Genomic DNA, 15,882 nt, shown 5'->3' with positions numbered 1-15,882 from the left:
CGTCCGTATCCCCAGAGGCCCGCGACCACGCAAGCAGCGACAAGGATGGCCAGGACGAGCCGCGCCTTCCGGCGCGATTGGTGAGGACGTCGCATGGAATGGCTGCCCGGGGAGAAGCCGGAATGCTACCCGATCGGCCGGGTCGGTCTGACAGGCGATTTCATCGACGGCCTGGCGGACGGCCGTATCCGCCGCCAGGATTTCCGAAGGCGCTATTTCAGCGGAAGGAAAAGTTCCACGACGACCTCGTGTGCCGGCACTTCCGCAATGCGCGAGAGGCGGCGTCTGCCATAGATCGGGAAGTCGCCGGCCTCTTCGCCGCTGGCCGGTAGCCAGTCGCGGTAAAGGAAGAGCGCGGCCGGTTCGAGGTTGTGGGTATTGCCGGGGTAGCGCAGCACCGCGCAGCGCCCGCCCGGGATCAGGCCGGGCTTCACCTGCATCGGGTTTTCCCCGACGGGCTGGTCGGTCCCGACACACAGGTCCACCCGGTAGTCGTCCGGGTTGTCGGGGCACCGCTCGGAACGAAAGACCATGAAGGTCGGGCTGGTCTCCGGCGACAGGCCGGCGGTCTTGCGCCAGGCGAGGAACCGCTCGCGGCTGGCGCCGAAGGTGGCCCGGTCGCCGCGGTGCTCGACGACCGCGACGGGCGTCGGGGCCACGTCGCGGATCGTGACATCGTGTGGGTCAAAGATGATCTGCATGAGCTTGCTCCTCGCGTTGTCCAGGGGCCCGAAGGCCGCAAGCCACGGCGCCCAGTCGGGCGCGCTCCGGAACGACGAAGGCGACTGCCCCAGCCGTCGCCGGTAGGCGCGGGCAAAGGCATCCGGTGTCCCGTAGCCGGCATCCATCGCGATCTCGGTGACGCTCCGGGCATCACCGCAGGCCAGCCGGCCCGAAGCCTGCCTCATGCGGGCCAGCTGGACGTAGCGATGCACGGACAACCCGAAGGTCGCCGCGAATTGCCGGTGGAAATGGAACTTCGAAAAGGCGGCGACGCGGCTCAAGCTGTCCAGGTGCAGGTCGCCGTCCAGGTTGCGGTCGATGTAGTCCAGCACCCGCTGCATCCGGACGTTGTAGTTCTCAAGCGCCGCCTTCATCGTTCCTTCCGTCGTGGCGACGCCATTTGACCTCCTGGTGCCGCCGCGCGCTCGACCGATCTTGCGCTTTCCGCTGCTGCCGACAGCGCCAGCACACCCGGCACCGGGCAGCCAGCGACCCGCCTTGGCCGAGCCGCCTACATCGGATGGATGGCAGGCGTGCCATCGGACCAGGTGGGGACGCCGACCAGCAGGACCGAAAGCGGCGGCAGGGCGGCCGCCTCGGCTTGGTGCTCGGCCGTGTAGAACCAGTAGTTGCCGCCGAGCACCGGCGAGCCGGGTGCGTTGGCGCCCCAACTGGCGCCATCCCTGGACGGGATATAGAACATGAGGTGCGCCATGTCATGGCCGCCGTCGTCCGACAGATAGGAGGACTTCGACATCATGTAGCACATGGCGCCTGCCGCCAGCGGCGGGATCTCCTTGCTGCGCAGGGCGGCCCGGACGCGGTCGGCAACCTCGGCGTCGGTGCGGCCGGCCAGGGTCATCGCGGTGCGAAGCGTGGCGATCGCAGTGACGGTGCGGGCGGCCTGCGGGTTTTCGCATGCGGCGGCGCGGACCTTCGGGTTCCATCGCTCGACCCAGTCCGGAGCGCCGCTGAAACTGCGCGCGACCCAGCAGACGAACCCGTTGGTGCCCGTGGCGGCCGTTTCATAGCCGGTGCGGGTCAGGACAAGCACGGTCGCATCCTTGGAGATGGATTCGGGAGCGGCGCTTCGGGCCAGGGCGATTTCCTGGGCGCGGTCCATGAGATAGGCATCGACCGTGGCCATGCGCGGATAGGGAACGGCAGGAGCGGCGACGGCGCCGGTGACGGCAAGCAAGGCCGCAGTGCATGCCGTCAGCCGGGCGGCGAGCCGGCCAACCCCCTTCGTCCGCAGGTTGCCCCGCACGGCTCCGGGAAAGCCGCCCTCCGCGATCGAAACGAACCTCTCCAGCACGGCCCTTCTCATGGTGGTCTCTCCTGTCGACGTTCGGCCCTTGCGGCCTCACGGGTACGACGACCAGGACGCCCGTGGATCGACATCAACCCGGAACTTTCTTCAGGGTGGAGGCCGCGGCAGATGCGCTACGCCGCGGCCTCAAACCGCGTACCCGTGCTCGCGCAGAGGCAGCCCGTATTGTTCTGCAAGCTTCCGGTTGCCCTCCCGGTAGAGATCGCCCAGCCGTTCCGGCCAGCCCGGGGGGAACTCGACCCGTTGCGTGTCGCCCCGCTTCAGGAACCCGCCGCCGAGGGCGCGCACCCCGGCCGGCAGGTGCGCGGCCACGCGGCCGGCGGCGGGGAAGCGTTTGCGCAAGCGGTCGTAGAGCACGTAACGCCCGGTCTCCTGCCCGTGCGTGCGCTGGTCGCCCAGCAACTGTCGCGTGGTCGCCGCGTCGATCCCCAGGATGGCCGACAGGCGGTCGGCGAAAGCCTGCTGATCGGCCGACCGTTGCTCCAGCAGCACGATCGCGATGCGCTCCTCACCGAACAGCGTGCGATAGATGTCGATGGTGCGCCGGTAGTCGGCCACGCCGAGCACGCCGGCGGGACGGTTGCGGTAGGCGTGCTCCAGCCAGGCCTCGAAACGCACGTGCCTGTCGCGGTAGGGCGCCGGAACGTTGAAGAGCACCCTGCCGTGGCGGCCATAGAACGAGCGGATCATGTCGTCCTGGCGCCGGAGGGTGAAGAGGATCCGGGCCTGGGGGAAATGCTGGTGCAGGCGCCGGGCGATGCTGGCGGTCAGGTGCGGGTCGGCGGTGAGCGTTTCGTCGGAAAGGACGGGTAGCCGATCGCCGGGGCAAGCCGCGAGGGCCGTGGCCAGCAAACGGTGGAGCGCCTGCGGGTCGTCATCGAAGCCTTCGATCCTTCGCAGGGCCTGCGAGATTCGGGCATCCGAGGCCGAGCGGTGGGGATGGCCGAACGCGTGGATCTGCGGGTGGACGAAGAACAGGAAATCCTGCAGCGATGTCGTCCCCGTCTTGATGAAACCGGGATGGATGATCATGGCCAAAGAAGACCCGGGTCAGAGTGCGCGTTCCGAGCCCCGCCGCGAGGCCTGCGTGCCGCGCTCGGGGAAGCGGCGCGGACCTGTTTTACACCCGATTTCTACAGCATGTCCCGATGGACGTAGGTTGCTTGCTCGAACTCCGCGACGTTCATGGCGATGCGCCGGACCGTCGGGAACAGCTCGGCCAGCACGCTGACGATGCTCCTGGAGAGGCTGGCGCGCTGCTCGACGGTGCGACCCTGCATGATGTACGAGAACACGTGGATGAAGTCGTCCTTTCCCCCGCCGACCGTGTAGGTCGAGAAAGGATGGAGCCGCACCTTGATGTCGGACGCCTCGAACAATCCGGTGGCGTTGGCGGCCAGGTGCAGTCGCGCGAGGACCTCATCCTCACTGCGCAGTCGCAGGATGCCCTGCGAGCAATCAACCACGAAGTGGGGCATATGTCCCTCGTATCCTGGTCCTGGAAGAATGGTCTGCGTCGTGCGGCGACCGGACCGGGTCGCCGCACGGCGAGGGAGGCTGCCGTCCGCTCGGGGCGATACCGGCAGACCGGTGCCTTGACGGCTTGGCGCCGGTACGCGTGGCTCAGCCGCCGATGCGCCGCCAGACCGAGAGGGGCACATTGCCGTCCGGACGCGGCGGCACCCGGTAGCTGAGCGTGTCGCCGTGCAGTTCGAAGGCGCGCTTTTGCTCCTGGCCTTCCCAGTTGGGGAAGGAGGCGCCTTCGATGTGGAACACCAGTTGGTGCCGGTCCGGCTCGACCGCGACGGTGCCGTAGTGGGTGCTCGAGCCCATCACCGCCGCCCGGTATTCGGCCGCACTGGCCTTGGCCTTGTCCTTGTCGGCGAAGCGCGGGCGGTCGGCGCGGAAGATCTGCAGCGAGTAGTGGCCCATGCGGTCGATCAGCAGCAGGCCCTTGGGCGCATCGCCGTAGTCGTGCGAGCGCGAGCCGTCCGGGTGCAGCACGTCGGCCGCCACCAGCGTCCAGGTGCCGGCCAGCGAAACGTCACCGCGGGTGTCGGCCATGCGGGCGCCGGAGGACCAGGCCAGGCCGGGCAGCAGGCAGGCGATGATGGCGAGGCGGGAGAGTGTGCGATGCAGGCGCATGGGGGTTCCTCCGTCGGATCGGTTGGCGCACGGGTGGGGCAGGCCATCGTAGGGCTTGCCGATGTGCGGAAAAACCCAATAATTCAGCGGCCATCGTTTCGGATTTCTTACCTATGTCTGTCCCGAATCTGGACATGGACGCATTGCGCAGCCTGGAGGCGATCCTGCGCCTGGGCGGCCTTGCGCGTGCCGCGGAACGGGTCGGCCGCTCGCCCTCGGCCGTCAGCCAGCAGATGCGCAAGCTGGAGCTGCAGCTGGGCCAGGCGCTGTTCCGCAAGCAGGGCCGCCGCGTGGTGTTGACCGAGGCGGGTGACCGGGTCCACGCGTATGCGCGCCGCATCCTGGAGCTCAACGATGAGGCGGTGCACGCGGTGCGCGGCGCGGCGGTCGACGGCGTGGTGCGTTTCGGCCTGCCGGGCGATTTCGCCGAGTCCTGGTTGCCGACGGCGCTGGGGCAGTTCCGCAAGGCGTATCCGGCGGTGCGGGTCGATGTGCTGGTCGAGCCCAACCGCCTGCTGCTCGAACGGCTCGATCGGGGCGAACTGGATCTGGTACTTGCCATGAACCAGGGCGGGCGCGCGGATGCCGAACGCCTGGCCACGCCGCCGATGGCCTGGATCGGGCCTGCCGGCACGGGCGAGGTGGTGCGGCCCGACGGGGTGCTGGATCTGGCGCTGTACCAGCCGCCGTGTTTCTTCCGCCAGGCTGGTACGTCCGCGCTGGATCGGGCCGGCATCGCCTGGCGAGCGGCGTTCGTCACCGCCAGCCTGCACAGCCTGTGGGCCGGCGTTGCCGCGGGCCTGGGGATCACCGTGCGCCTGGGCGCCGATCTTCCACCGACGTTGATGCGCCTGGACGAGCGCCACGGCCTGCCGGCGCTGCCACGCGTGGACCTGTGCCTGCATGCCGCGCCCGGCCAACCGTCGGCGGCGCTGACACACCTGCGCCAGGCGGTGGTGGAGCAGGCGCGGGTGCATCTGGGCCCCGCGCCGTGATCAATCGGGCCCCTTGCCCCGCGCCGTCGCGGGCGTGCCGTCGGCGCCCGCGGCCCAGAGCCTGCGCAATTGCCGCGCCGATCCCAACCCGGCCCGCTCCGCGGCGCGTTCCACCGTGTCGCCCGTGGCCAGCGCCTGCCGCGCCAGGGCGAGCCGCAGCCGTGCGTGGTAGCTGTTGATCGACATGCCGCTGGCCTCGCGGAACCGCCGGGTCAGGCTGCGCACGCTCATGTGCCCGATCTCGGCCAGGCGGGACAGCGGCCAGTTTTCCGCCGGCGCGTGCGCCAGCGCCTCCTGGATCCGGTGGATGCGCGCGTCCATGTGGTTGCGCCCCTCCAGCCACGGCGACAACGCCGGGTCGCCGGGCGCGCGGCGCAGATAGACGGCCATTTCCCGCGCCACCGCCGCGGCCAGGCGTGGCGATCCCAGCCCGGCGATCAGGTGCAGCGCCAGGTCGATGCCGGCGGTGACCCCCGCGCTGGTGTACACGCCGCGGTCTTCGACGAAGACCCGGCTGTCCAGCACGTCCGCCGTGGGCTCCAGCCGCCGGAGCGCATCGAGCAGGGTGTGATGGGTGGTGCAGCGCCGGCCCCTGAGCAGGCCGGCGGCGGCGGCCAGCAGCGCCCCGGAGCAGACACAGGCGACGGACCGATCGGCCACGCGAAGCCGCAACCAGTCGACCAGGGTGCGGCTACCGCGGCGGGACAGCACCGCCTCGCCGTCGCCGACCGCGCCGCACACGACGACCAGGACGTCGTCACCCAGGTGTGCGGGCAGCGGCTCGACCCCGGACAGGCTCACGCCGAGCCCGGTTGGTGCGGCCTCGCCCTCGCGCACGGGCGCCACCATGCGCAGCCGCACCGGCAAGCCCATCTGGCTGGCGATGCGGAACGCGTCGGCAGCGCCGGCGAAGTCCAGCAGGAGCAACGCCGGCGGCAGCACGAAGCAGATTTCAGTGGTCGGCGAGGACGTCATCGACGGTACGGATGCGGGCAAAGCGTCCTTCCAGGACGAGTTCGGTGCGCTGCTTGATGTCCTGCGCATCGTAATGCCGGCCGCTGCGGGCGTGGACCATCGGGAAGGTGAGCGTGGCCTCGGTCACGTAGTCGACCTCGAAACCCAGGTCGGAGGCCACCCGCGTGGTCGTCTCGCAGCACTGTTCGGAGCGGATGCCGGTGACGATCACGCGGCGGATGCCGCGCTCGCGCAACCAGGCTTCCAGCCCCGTGTCGGTAAAGGCGTTGTGCACGTGCTTGTGGAAGACCACGTCATGCCGTTCGGGCACCCAGTCCAGCGGACGGACCAGGCCGGAGTCGGCACGGAAGTTCGCGTCGTTGTCCTCGTGCAGGATCCGCACGATCGGCCAGCCCCTTTCGGCGGCGCCATGGAGCAGGTGCGTCAGGCGCTGGCGGAAGGCTGGCACGTCGTCTTCGCGCCAGTAGGGCGCATGCAGGAAGGATTGCTGGACGTCGATGACGAGGATGGCGGGGGTGTCTGACATGGTGCGGCTCCGGTGGTGGGAGCCGTCACTCTAGGCATCCGCTGGCGGCCCGACGAGCACGCCGGCGGACCACATGCGGACGGATCGGGCCAACGTGCCTGGCAACGGCAAGCGGCCATAGCCGCCGGGTCCCGGATACCGTGGTCGACCTTGGTGCCGCAGGGCAGTGCGGCGCCGAGGGCTTCAGGCCGCAGCGGAGCCGCACGTCACCTGGCTCGCTCCCCGTTCCCTGGCCACACGCGGAACATCGCCACCGCATGCGTCGGCACCGAGGCGCTGATGCTCCCCTGGCTGGCCGCCTCGGTGTGCTTCCACAGATCGCGCACCGTGTAGCTGCTGGCCGCCTTCAGGCCGATCTCGCGCGTGGTGGTGGCGATCTCCACCGGCCCGCGGCGGCGATTGAGAAGGATCACCGCCACCGAGCCGTCCGACATCGGCTTGGCCCACACCTCGGTGTCGCCGTCGTCGCGCACCTTGGTGCCCTGGTGGCCGCCCCAGTCCTGGTCCACGGTGATCACCTCGCGGTTGGTGAGCACCTCGCGCACCTCCTTCGACATGTGGCGCAGGTCGTTGCCGGCGATCAGTGGGGCGTTGAGCAGGGCCCACAGGCTGAAGTGCGCGCGGTTCTCGTCGTCGTCGAGGTAGCCGTTGCCTACTTCGAGCATGTCCGGGTCGTTCCAGGCGCCCGGGTGCGAGGCCTGCGAGAGCCCGGCCTGCTGGTCGAGGATGTCCAAGATGCCCTGCGGGTAGCGGTTGGCCGGCTGGTCGGTGGACCAGCGCGGCGTGATGTCCTGCGTGGTGCGCCACAGGTTGCCGATCGCTGGCGCCCAGTCCCACGGCGACTGGTTGCCCCATTCGCAGATGCTGTAGAGGATCGCGCGGCCGGAGTGGGCCAGGGCGTCGCGCATGGCGGTGTAGCGCTGCGGGTAGGTCTTGCCCTGGTAGTCGCCGCAGTTGTCGTACTTGAGGTAGTCCACGCCCCAGCGTGCGAACTGCGCGGCGTCTGCCTGCTCGTGGCCGATGCTGCCGGGATAGCCGGCGCAGGTGGTGGCGCCGGCCGACTCGTAGATGCCCAGCTTCAGTCCCTTGCGGTGCACGTAGGCGGCCACGGCCTCGATGCCTTGCGGGAACTTGGCCGGATCGGCCACCAGTTCGCCCCGCGCGCCGCGCTGCTTGAGCATCCAGCAGTCGTCGATGTTGACGTAGGTGTAGCCGGCGTCCTTCATGCCGAAGGCGACCATCGCGTCCGCGGTGGCTTCCACCAGGGCCGCGCTGACGTCGCAATGGAAGCTGTTCCAGCTGTTCCAGCCCATCGGCGGCGTGCGCGCCAGACCGTTGTCGAGTGCGTGGGCCGGCATGACAATCCACGCCAGCATCGTCGCAAGGGCTAGTGCAAAGATCCTTTGCCAGGCGTTCATCGTGTCCTCAGTCGTCAGGGAGGGATGGAGGTTCCAGCGCCACGCCGGAACTGCGAGGCCATGTTGCACGGTGCGCCGTGATGGCGCGTCGGCGCGCCATGCTACTTTGCCGCCCAGCCGTCCCATCGGGGCCTCCTGATGAAAGCGCTTTTCGTCTCGCTGGTTGCCCTGGCGGTGCCCGGCCCTGCGTTTTTTGCACGGCCGTCGATGTCTCGCGCCTGCCGATGCCGCCGGCAGCGCGGCCGAGGAGCGTCACCATCACGTTCAGCGACGCGGGCAAAGGAAAGTGGACGACGTGCGTCGACATTCTCGACGCGGGCGGAGCGGCGAGCCATGCCGTGAGTACCGCCGGTCTCGATGGCACTTCCGCACCCATCCAGGACAGCACCGAGGCCGACACCGTAGCCCTGGAGCTGCCTGCTCCCGATGTCCTGGTCATGGATCTGGTGAAAAGCGGCATCCCGGCATCGACACGTGTCTATACCGTCGCGGCGGACGGCCGGACGCTGACCGAGACGGTCGCCCATGTCGGCGGCGATGGTCGTCCGACGATGCGGACGAACCATTTTGTGCGCCTGCGCAGTCTGGTCTGCCGGGCCCGGTGAGTACCGGACAAGGCGTATAGCGAAGTCTTGGCCGACCGGTAGCGGACGGTTTTGCTTGAGTGGATGCGCACTGTGCCGATAACCACGTGCGCCCGCCTTGCAGGCGATGTGCCCGTTCTCCAAAGCGCCCCCCACTCCACTCGCCAGCGGACTTCTCGGATCTTCCGGATGCAAGCGCCTGACATCGACGACCGCTACGTGCGCATGGCCGTACTGTTCATGCTTTCGTTGGCGCTGCTGGGCGCGACCTGCGCCACCGCGATCCATTGGGCGGCACCGGTCCATCGGCCGATGGACTTGATCGTGCCCCCCGCGATCAGCGCGTTGTATATCGGCCTGATCGTCGCCCTGACACGGCGGCCCCAGTGGGTGGTCGGCATCGCGCGGATCGCCCTGGTGGCGGGGGTGCTGGCGCTCGCGGCGCCGTCCTGGCTCTACACGCTGCAGGCTACCTCGACGCCAGGCACGCAGCTGATCGACATCCTGCCGCCGGTGTCGTCGCTGTTCGTGGTGCTCCTGGTGATGCTGATGATTTTCGTGCCCGGCCGGCTGGCCTTTCTCCTGGCCGCCCTGGCCTGGGTGATGATCGCGTTGCCGGTATTGGCCCACCTGCTGCTCCACCGCGAGGAGATGTGGTCGGCGCGAGGCATGGATCTGCTGATGGCGTATGGACCGGCGAGCATCATGGCCGTGGTGTTGCTGCCCGTGCAACGCGGGCTGGCCGGCAAGATCCGGCGCCTGGCGACGGAGCGGCAGCGGATGGAAGCACTGCTTCACCGCGACCCGTTGACCGGCGTCCAGAGCCGGTTGCTCGGCGAGCGGCGGCTGCGTGAAGCGTTGGACGCGGACGCACCTGCCGGCGTGATCATGCTGGACCTGGACCGGTTCAAGGCGATCAACGACACCTATGGCCATCCGGTGGGCGACCGGGTGCTGCAGGCGGTGGCCAGCGGCTGCGAGGGCCTGTTGCGCGGAGAGGAATGCATCTCGCGCTGGGGCGGCGAGGAGTTCCTGGCGCTCGTGCCGGAGGTCGACGCCTCCGGCCTGCTGCAGGTCGCCGAGCGCCTGCGCGCGGCCATCGCCGGGTCGCCGGTGGCACCGGTACAGGCGGTGACCGCGTCGTTCGGGGCCACCATGATCCAGAGGGGCGACACGCTCGATACCGTGCTGCAGCGTGCGGACCTTGCCCTCTATCGCGCCAAGGAGCAGGGCGGCAACCGGGTGGAGGCCGCGGCCAGTTAGGGACGCGGTCCGCCGCGACCGGCGGGCCATGCGACGCGGCGCGGCAGCCCGCCCATGGCTCTTGGCTAATCCCCCAGCCAGCCCTCCGGCGCCAGGCTGGTGGCAAGCATCACCTCGTTGATGTCGCGGTGTTCGGTCCAGGTAGCGGCGACGCGATGGGCCGGCTGCCGCCAGTAATCCTGGATCGCCTGGCGCAGCGGCAGATAAGGGCGCAAGGCGTGAAGCCGATGCGGGTCCGGGCGGCCCGCAGGCGCGACGATCAGTCGTTCGAGCGCCGCCAATCCGATCGCCAGCCCCAGCTCGCGAAAACCCAGGCGCGCCTCGGCCGGTGCATCGAGAGCGAGCTGGTTATGCGGCAGGCTGGCCAGTGCACTGGCCAGCAACTGGTCGAGCAGTGCGCGGTCGGCCTCGTCGCCGGGCCGTGACAGGCGATCCAGGCGCAGCGCGTCGAGCAGCAGTCCGCCCAGGCCCAGCGGGTCGGAGGTGGCCATGCGGCTGCCCTGCACCATGGCGGTGTAGTCGGCGATCGCATCGAGCAGGCCAGGACCGGAGGTATCGCCCAGGACCTGCGCCGTGGCACGCAGCGCACGCGCGGTGAGCAGGCCATCGAGTGGATCGTGCTGGCCCATCGAGGCGACCAGAGGGCGGGCGAGGTCGGTGCTCATCTTCCAGTACATGCCCCTGCCGCCGTGCACGGTGAAGGCGCGATGCGCGGTATCGGCCAGCTCGCGGGCCCAGCGGTTGAAGTGCGCCGCCCGGCGGTGGCGCGCGCAACGGTCGAGGGCATGCATCCAGCGGGTCAAGTAGTGGAAGTACTGGCCGTCGCGTTCCCACTCCAGCCGCTCGTCGAACGGCTCGCCGGTACCGCGTTCAGCCAGCGGCTTGCCGATGCGCAGCCCGGCGCGGGTCGGGTGATCCTGCTCCGCGTGGCCGTGCGGTCCGCGCAGCCAGCCGGTGCGGAAGTCGTCGGTGCGGAAATGCGCGAGCACCTCGTGCACCTGCGCGATCGTGCGCTCGGCAAGGGCGTCGTAGCGCGCGCTGCCGCCGCCGGCGTCGGCCAGCCCCAGGAAGTTGCAGGTGGCGAAGGCGTCGGTCCACAGGTAGCGCACCGCAGGGGCGTGACCCTCCAGGCCGGTGCGCCGGGCGAAGGCATCCATCAATGCGGCAGCCACGTTGAGGTCGGCGGCGGACATGTGAGCGGCTTAGTCGCCAGCGTCCAAAGGAGGCGTGAAAGGGGCCAGGCACCTCCCGGCGCCCCAGCCAATTCCCCAGGCGTCCCGGTCATTCAGGCCGATGGCCGGCGCGGCCACACTCACCGCCGCAACAGCTCCGTTGCATCAACCAGTCCAACCAACGAGGTAGCAGTCATGCCGATGATCAACGTCAAACTCATCGAGGGCGTTTTCGACGACCACCAGAAGCGGCAGATCGTGTCCCGCCTGACCGACGCCATGGTGGCGGTCGAAGGCGAGAACATGCGCGCGGTCACCTGGGTGATCGTCGAGGAAGTGCCGCAGGGCCAGTGGGCCATCGGCGGCAAGCCCCTGTTCGCCAGTGACGTGCAGGCGCTGGCTGCCGGGCGCAAGGTCGCCTGATCCGTCCAGGGATAGCCGGTCTCGCCGCTCTCAGGCGCAACCGGCCGGGACAGGGGAGGGCGCGGCGCTGGTCGCGCCCTCTTCGCCTTGCCGGCGCCAGCCCGAAGGCGGCACGCCATAGCGCCGCTTGAAAGCGCGGGTGAAGGCCGCCTCGGACGCATAGCCGTTGTTCTCGGCGATGCGCGCCACCGGTTCCTGCCCGCAGCGCAGGGCTTGCGCGGCCAGCGCCAGCCGATGGCTGGCCAGGTACTGCATGGGAGGGGCGCCGGTGAGCCGCACGAAGCGCCCGGCGAGCGCCGAGCGTGAGGAGGCGACGGCGCGGGCGAGGGAATCGACGGTCCACGGATGCGCCGGTTGCTGGTGCAGCAGCGCCATGGCGCGGCCTACCAGCGGGTCACGCAGCCCGGCGAGCCAACCGCCCTGGCCGGCCGGCTGGTCGTCCGCATAGCGGCGCAGCGCCTCGGCGAACAGCAGTTCGGAAAGCTTGGTGAGGATCGACGCCGCGCCGGGCCGGTGCGCGGTCGATTCCCGCACGCCGAGCAACAGCATGTCGAACAGCCAGGCGCTGCCGGAATCCTCCCGCAGCGAAACGCGGAACATCTCCGGTAGCGCCGACAGCAGGCCGCGGCTGACCTGGCGGTTGCAGGCCAGGTAGCCGCACACGAAGCGGGTGGCGTCGCCGCCGCCGCCGTGGCAGAGCTGGATGAGTTCGCCGGCCGGCACCGACCGGGGAAGGTCGTCCGTGCTCATCATGGGAGCGCCCATGTAACTGCCCATGCGGTGCCGGTGGTCGTGCGGGAAGAAGATCAGGTCGCCCGGCTGCAGCGCCAGCGCGTGCGGCGAACCGATCAGGCCGGCCAGGCACGTGCCTTCGATCAGGCAATGGAAGAACACCACGTGGTCGGCGCCGGTCAGTCGCAATCGCGGCTCGGGCATGCCAAAGCTGGCCTCGACGCACCATGGCGCGGTGAACTCGGCGTTGAGGAACACCGCGCCGTCGAGGCGGATCGACTGGAGCACGAAGGACAGCGGATCCATGGCCTCACGACCGCCCCCGCGAAACGCCCGGTCGGGCGAAGACGCGGCGAACCTGGATGACACGCACCAGGCTCCCGTCGCTGTCGGCCAGTACGCCGACCAGGACATCGCCGTCCCAGCGGAACCGCCATTGCCCGCCCTGCATGGGGCAGATGAGTTGCTGGCGGATGGGTTCGAAACGGCAGGAAAGGTCGCCCATGCTTTCGGGCCGGCCGGCGACGATCTTGTCTGCCTGGATCGCAAACGCCTCGACGTGCGGCGTGGGCCGGCGGATGCGGTACAGCACGGTTTCGTCGCTGCACGCCGGCCGTGTCGTCGTCACGCAGAGCGACCGGCCCTGCCAGGTACCCACCAGCTGGTCGGTGGAGCCGTTGCTTTTCGTCGGCGGGGCGGCAGCCACCGGGCTTCCCAGCAAGAGCAGCACTGCCGTGGCGGTGCATCGGCGCGCCAGGGCCCGCTCGGGACGTGCTGGAAAAACGGGACCCATGATCATCGGGCGCTCACCGTGGGGAAGGGCGAACTGGAGACGGGGCGGAGGATCGTCACCATGCGCTCGCTCCCGTGAGTTGGAGGTTATGCGGCCATGCTGACGGCGAAGGGGCTATCGAGCCTCGCTGCCCATGACGGCATGGCGCGCTTCGCATCGCTGGGTCTGCGGCGCGCGAGCCCGCCTGTTCAGGCGGCTCGCCCTAGGAATGCACCCGGATCCCGTTCGTCGCCGGCGTGTGATGCAGCGGCGGGTGAACGCCGTCGGCCAGTTGCGTGGCGAAACCGTCGAGCGTGTCCAGGTAGCTTTCGTCGCCCAGGGCCTTGGCGTCGAACGCGCAGCTGGCGCGTGGTGGCTTGCCCAGCCGCGCCTGCATGTCGGCGAACGTGCTCTGGGCACCGCTGCCGCCCATCGTGCAGAAGAAGGCCACCTCGGGCAGGATCGAGGCGTAGTCGTGCAGGAACCGCCGCATGGGGGCTGCGGGGCGTGCGCCCCAGACCGGCGTGCCGAGCACGACCAGATCGTAGCTCCCCAGTGGCACGCTGACAGGGGCGATCGGCGGCAAGGTATTGAGCAGGCGATCGAGCATCGCCCGCCAGACCGGCACGCCCCTCTCTGCCCGCAGGTCCTCGATCGCAAGCTCGTCCGCGGCCAGTCGCTGGGCCAGGGCGTGGCCCACGCGCGCGGTGGTGCCGCTGCGGCTGTAGTAGACGATGAGCAAGGGGCTGGCAGGTGCCATGGCGCGCTCCGGTGCGGTGACCTGGCCCGATGCTGCGACCGCAACGCCTGGCGGTATTGATGGAGATCAAGCAGCGGCCGATTTTTCGCCGCTACCGGGGATGGCCGCGTCACCCTCGTTCATGGCGTCGCAAACCGACATCGCAACCCTCGACGCCCCATCGACGCGTGATCAAAAAAAACGCGCGGCGTGACTCGCGCAGTGGCCATCAGGGCGCGAGCGTCACCACGCGCGACAGTTTCGACACGCCGTGTTCGTCGAAGGCCTCCACCGCCACCACGTAGCGCACACCCTTGTTGAGCGCGCGAAGCTGCAGGTGCGTGGGCTGGTCGGCGAAGCGCTGGTAGGTTTCGTGCAGGCGGTCGGGAGCGAGGCCCCAGCGCACGTTGTAGCCCACGGCGCCGGGCACCGGCTTCCAGGCGATGTCGGCGTTGCGTGTGTCCGCGTCGCGGGTGGCGGAGACCAGTTCCGGCGCCGGCGGGGGCGTGCCGTCGGCATGGCCGAACACGCGCAGGTCGGAGATCGCCAGGTGTTTCGCGCCGACGTGCCCGTGCACGTAGCGCACGTAGCGGATGTGCGCGGGCGCATCGAGCTCGAGGTAGGCGTTGGGCCGGTCGCGCTGCTCATGCGACAGGTCGGCAAGCAGGGTCCAGTGCGCGCCGTCGGTGGAACCCTCGAGCTTGAACCGGGTGACGATGTCCGGCGCGTCGCCGTAGCGGCCGGCCTTGTAGTCGGTGAAGTTGACCTGCACCGCGCGCACGGTGCGGGTGGCGCCGAGGTCGACGGTGAGCGTCTGGCCCGGCGTGCTCTGCGCGGCGACCCAGTAGGTACGCGGGTTTTCGTCGGTGACCTCGGCCGGTCCGTGGCCGGGCAACTGCGACGAGGCGGTGGCGTGCTTGTGCCAGGACAGCAGCATCCAGCCGGTGAAGGTGCTCTCGCCGGGCCTGAGCTTGTGCTCGGGCATGCGTTGCGGGAAGTCGCCGAAGCGGGTGTCGACCCACATCTGGCCGTCGCCGTGGTAGCCGGCGGGAAAGAGGTCGACGCGGCGCTCGAAGCGCCAGTTCACGGCCACCCACATCGTTCCGGTGTTCCAGGTATTGCCGTAGGCGTCGTCGAAGGTCGAACCGTGGCCGGCACCGACGACGAAGCCTCCGGGCTTGTAGCCGACCGGGTTGTAGGGCGCGTAGTGGAAGGGCCCAAGCGGCTTGTCGCTGGTGTAGACACCGGTGGCGTAGACGTTGAACTCGGTGCCTGGCGCGCCGTATTGCAGGTAGTAGGTGTCGCCATGGCGGTTCATCCAGGCGCCTTCGACGTACGGTTGGATGCTCTCGTCGGTATGGTCCTGGCCGAAGCGCTCCCAGCCGTGCTGGTCCGGGTGCAGGCGCATCAGGGTCCGCGGTTTGCTGGCGAAGGTGACGCGCTTGCCTTCACCTTCGTCCGCGTGATCCAGCGCCAGGTCGATCTGCGCGCCGTAGATCGGGAACACGTTGGACGAATCCCAGTACAGGTAGGTCTTGCCGTCCTCGTCGCGGAACAGGCCCGGATCCCACGGTCCGGGCGGCAGGTCGCCCGGCTTCATTTCGCTCTCGTGGCCGGCCCAGACGGCACCAGGGACCGGCGGCAGCAGGCGGGTCCAGAAGTCCCAGTGGCCATGCGCGGGGTCGGTGGAATAGAGCAGCGGCACCGGCTGCATCGCCGACTGCATCAGGAAGAGTTTGCCGTCGGCGACGAGCGTGGCCGGCGCCACCGGGCCATCGAACGGCCAGCGGTCCGGCTTGATGAAGTCCCAGTGCACCAGATCGGTGGAGCGCCAGTAGCCGTCGGCCAGGGTCATGAACAGGTAATAGGCGTCGCCGTAGCGCACCACCGCCGGGTCGGCGCCGGTGCGGTAGGAGATGCCCTGGTTCATCTGTTCGTAGTTGTAGCGGTAGTCGACGTCGACCGGATTGGCCCAGGTGCGCGCATGCGGATCCACAGCGGCGCGGGCAACGGGGGCGGCAAGGCCGCCGGCCATCAGCAAGGCGAGGGCAAGACGGAAACGGACTGGGCAGGGGTGTGGCATGG

The 15,882-nt window shown here is 69.5% G+C and carries 18 protein-coding genes; 5 read left to right on the top strand and 13 right to left on the bottom strand.

The window, feature by feature from the left end; translation table 11 throughout:
- Positions 1–212 precede the first annotated feature (212 nt).
- The 5 genes from BMZ38_RS02090 to BMZ38_RS02070 form a co-directional block, all read right to left on the bottom strand.
- The gene (locus tag BMZ38_RS02090) at positions 213–1,097 is read right to left on the bottom strand and encodes an AraC family transcriptional regulator (protein WP_091333530.1); all 885 of its coding nucleotides are present in this window, start codon (positions 1,095–1,097) and stop codon (positions 213–215) included.
- A gap of 137 nt (positions 1,098–1,234) precedes the next feature.
- Positions 1,235–2,038 carry a hypothetical protein gene (locus BMZ38_RS02085; protein ID WP_091333527.1) on the bottom strand — a complete coding sequence of 268 codons (804 nt, stop codon included), beginning with the start codon at positions 2,036–2,038 and terminating at the stop codon, positions 1,235–1,237.
- Positions 2,039–2,179: 141 nt separating this feature from the next.
- Entirely contained in the window at positions 2,180–3,085 is a 906-nt protein-coding gene (locus tag BMZ38_RS02080) for a hypothetical protein (RefSeq protein ID WP_091333524.1), read from the bottom strand.
- Between the two features lie 101 nt (positions 3,086–3,186).
- On the bottom strand, positions 3,187–3,531 hold the full coding sequence (locus tag BMZ38_RS02075) for a 5-carboxymethyl-2-hydroxymuconate Delta-isomerase (protein WP_091333522.1): 345 nt from the start codon (positions 3,529–3,531) through the stop codon (positions 3,187–3,189).
- 145 nt (positions 3,532–3,676) lie between these two features.
- Entirely contained in the window at positions 3,677–4,198 is a 522-nt protein-coding gene (locus tag BMZ38_RS02070; RefSeq protein ID WP_091333519.1) for a lipocalin-like domain-containing protein, read from the bottom strand.
- A 113-nt stretch (positions 4,199–4,311) separates the two neighbouring features.
- Between BMZ38_RS02070 and BMZ38_RS02065 the strand changes: the two genes are divergently transcribed.
- Positions 4,312–5,193, top strand: coding sequence for a LysR substrate-binding domain-containing protein (locus BMZ38_RS02065; RefSeq protein ID WP_091333516.1), 882 nt, complete (start codon positions 4,312–4,314; stop codon positions 5,191–5,193).
- On the opposite strand, the gene BMZ38_RS02060 is transcribed toward BMZ38_RS02065, so the two are convergent.
- The 3 genes from BMZ38_RS02060 to BMZ38_RS02050 all read right to left on the bottom strand — a co-directional run bounded on the left by BMZ38_RS02060 (position 5,194) and on the right by BMZ38_RS02050 (position 8,052).
- A complete protein-coding gene (locus tag BMZ38_RS02060) occupies positions 5,194–6,168 on the bottom strand; it encodes a GlxA family transcriptional regulator (protein ID WP_091333513.1) in 975 nt (324 codons plus the stop codon).
- Positions 6,146–6,694 carry a cysteine hydrolase family protein gene (locus BMZ38_RS02055; protein WP_091333511.1) on the bottom strand — a complete coding sequence of 183 codons (549 nt, stop codon included), beginning with the start codon at positions 6,692–6,694 and terminating at the stop codon, positions 6,146–6,148. Before BMZ38_RS02055 ends, BMZ38_RS02060 begins: the two co-directional genes overlap by 23 nt.
- Positions 6,695–6,900: 206 nt before the next feature.
- On the bottom strand, positions 6,901–8,052 hold the full coding sequence (locus BMZ38_RS02050) for a glycoside hydrolase family 27 protein (RefSeq protein ID WP_245747147.1): 1,152 nt from the start codon (positions 8,050–8,052) through the stop codon (positions 6,901–6,903).
- 284 nt (positions 8,053–8,336) lie between these two features.
- Here BMZ38_RS02050 and BMZ38_RS02045 point away from each other — a divergent pair, with 284 nt between their 5' ends.
- Together BMZ38_RS02045 and BMZ38_RS02040 are read left to right on the top strand one after the other, a co-directional pair.
- The gene (locus tag BMZ38_RS02045) at positions 8,337–8,717 is read left to right on the top strand and encodes a hypothetical protein (protein WP_091333505.1); all 381 of its coding nucleotides are present in this window, start codon (positions 8,337–8,339) and stop codon (positions 8,715–8,717) included.
- A gap of 168 nt (positions 8,718–8,885) precedes the next feature.
- Positions 8,886–9,959: a GGDEF domain-containing protein gene (locus BMZ38_RS02040; RefSeq protein WP_175483655.1), complete on the top strand. Its 1,074-nt coding sequence runs from the start codon at positions 8,886–8,888 to the stop codon at positions 9,957–9,959.
- A gap of 65 nt (positions 9,960–10,024) precedes the next feature.
- Here the strand turns inward: BMZ38_RS02040 and BMZ38_RS02035 are convergent, their stop codons facing one another.
- Complete coding sequence (locus tag BMZ38_RS02035; protein WP_091333500.1) at positions 10,025–11,152, bottom strand: hypothetical protein; 1,128 nt, start codon at positions 11,150–11,152, stop codon at positions 10,025–10,027.
- A gap of 174 nt (positions 11,153–11,326) precedes the next feature.
- Between BMZ38_RS02035 and BMZ38_RS02030 the strand changes: the two genes are divergently transcribed.
- Positions 11,327–11,554 carry a tautomerase family protein gene (locus BMZ38_RS02030; RefSeq protein ID WP_091333497.1) on the top strand — a complete coding sequence of 76 codons (228 nt, stop codon included), beginning with the start codon at positions 11,327–11,329 and terminating at the stop codon, positions 11,552–11,554.
- A gap of 30 nt (positions 11,555–11,584) precedes the next feature.
- Here BMZ38_RS02030 and BMZ38_RS02025 read toward each other — a convergent pair whose 3' ends face one another.
- From BMZ38_RS02025 to BMZ38_RS02015, 3 genes are all read right to left on the bottom strand, one after another.
- The gene (locus BMZ38_RS02025; protein ID WP_175483654.1) at positions 11,585–12,592 is read right to left on the bottom strand and encodes an AraC family transcriptional regulator; all 1,008 of its coding nucleotides are present in this window, start codon (positions 12,590–12,592) and stop codon (positions 11,585–11,587) included.
- Positions 12,593–12,596: 4 nt separating this feature from the next.
- Positions 12,597–12,992, bottom strand: a complete 396-nt coding sequence (locus BMZ38_RS02020; protein ID WP_139202369.1) for a hypothetical protein — start codon at positions 12,990–12,992, stop codon at positions 12,597–12,599.
- A gap of 289 nt (positions 12,993–13,281) precedes the next feature.
- Positions 13,282–13,818 carry a flavodoxin family protein gene (locus tag BMZ38_RS02015; RefSeq protein ID WP_091333490.1) on the bottom strand — a complete coding sequence of 179 codons (537 nt, stop codon included), beginning with the start codon at positions 13,816–13,818 and terminating at the stop codon, positions 13,282–13,284.
- Here BMZ38_RS02015 and BMZ38_RS17435 point away from each other — a divergent pair.
- Positions 13,793–14,011 (top strand): hypothetical protein, encoded by a 219-nt coding sequence (locus BMZ38_RS17435; RefSeq protein WP_139202368.1) that lies wholly within the window; start codon positions 13,793–13,795, stop codon positions 14,009–14,011. The genes BMZ38_RS02015 and BMZ38_RS17435 overlap by 26 nt on opposite strands.
- Positions 14,012–14,026: 15 nt before the next feature.
- Here the strand turns inward: BMZ38_RS17435 and BMZ38_RS02010 are convergent, their stop codons facing one another.
- The gene (locus tag BMZ38_RS02010) at positions 14,027–15,880 is read right to left on the bottom strand and encodes a family 43 glycosylhydrolase (RefSeq protein WP_175483653.1); all 1,854 of its coding nucleotides are present in this window, start codon (positions 15,878–15,880) and stop codon (positions 14,027–14,029) included.
- Between the last annotated feature and the right edge of the window lie 2 nt (positions 15,881–15,882).

The sequence above is a fragment of the Frateuria terrea genome (assembly GCF_900115705.1).
GTDB lineage: Bacteria > Pseudomonadota > Gammaproteobacteria > Xanthomonadales > Rhodanobacteraceae > Frateuria_A > Frateuria_A terrea.
Note: the sequence above shows the minus strand (reverse complement) of the source record. Positions and strands in the feature narration are given on the sequence as shown.

What these genes read in the sequence shown, in the direction of transcription:
- BMZ38_RS02045 (WP_091333505.1), top strand. Translation starts at nt 8,337, where the DNA reads ATGCCGCCGGCAGCGCGGCCGAGGAGCGTCACCATCACGTTCAGCGAC.
- BMZ38_RS02030 (WP_091333497.1), top strand. Translation starts at nt 11,327, where the DNA reads ATGCCGATGATCAACGTCAAACTCATCGAGGGCGTTTTCGACGACCAC.
- BMZ38_RS17435 (WP_139202368.1), top strand. Translation starts at nt 13,793, where the DNA reads ATGAGCAAGGGGCTGGCAGGTGCCATGGCGCGCTCCGGTGCGGTGACC.
- BMZ38_RS02055 (WP_091333511.1), bottom strand. Translation starts at nt 6,694, where the DNA reads ATGTCAGACACCCCCGCCATCCTCGTCATCGACGTCCAGCAATCCTTC.
- BMZ38_RS02080 (WP_091333524.1), bottom strand. Translation starts at nt 3,085, where the DNA reads ATGATCATCCATCCCGGTTTCATCAAGACGGGGACGACATCGCTGCAG.
- BMZ38_RS02070 (WP_091333519.1), bottom strand. Translation starts at nt 4,198, where the DNA reads ATGCGCCTGCATCGCACACTCTCCCGCCTCGCCATCATCGCCTGCCTG.
- BMZ38_RS02090 (WP_091333530.1), bottom strand. Translation starts at nt 1,097, where the DNA reads ATGAAGGCGGCGCTTGAGAACTACAACGTCCGGATGCAGCGGGTGCTG.
- BMZ38_RS02060 (WP_091333513.1), bottom strand. Translation starts at nt 6,168, where the DNA reads ATGACGTCCTCGCCGACCACTGAAATCTGCTTCGTGCTGCCGCCGGCG.
- BMZ38_RS02035 (WP_091333500.1), bottom strand. Translation starts at nt 11,152, where the DNA reads ATGTCCGCCGCCGACCTCAACGTGGCTGCCGCATTGATGGATGCCTTC.
- BMZ38_RS02010 (WP_175483653.1), bottom strand. Translation starts at nt 15,880, where the DNA reads ATGCCACACCCCTGCCCAGTCCGTTTCCGTCTTGCCCTCGCCTTGCTG.
- BMZ38_RS02065 (WP_091333516.1), top strand. Translation starts at nt 4,312, where the DNA reads ATGTCTGTCCCGAATCTGGACATGGACGCATTGCGCAGCCTGGAGGCG.
- BMZ38_RS02075 (WP_091333522.1), bottom strand. Translation starts at nt 3,531, where the DNA reads ATGCCCCACTTCGTGGTTGATTGCTCGCAGGGCATCCTGCGACTGCGC.
- BMZ38_RS02040 (WP_175483655.1), top strand. Translation starts at nt 8,886, where the DNA reads ATGCAAGCGCCTGACATCGACGACCGCTACGTGCGCATGGCCGTACTG.
- BMZ38_RS02050 (WP_245747147.1), bottom strand. Translation starts at nt 8,052, where the DNA reads ATGCCGGCCCACGCACTCGACAACGGTCTGGCGCGCACGCCGCCGATG.
- BMZ38_RS02015 (WP_091333490.1), bottom strand. Translation starts at nt 13,818, where the DNA reads ATGGCACCTGCCAGCCCCTTGCTCATCGTCTACTACAGCCGCAGCGGC.
- BMZ38_RS02025 (WP_175483654.1), bottom strand. Translation starts at nt 12,592, where the DNA reads ATGGATCCGCTGTCCTTCGTGCTCCAGTCGATCCGCCTCGACGGCGCG.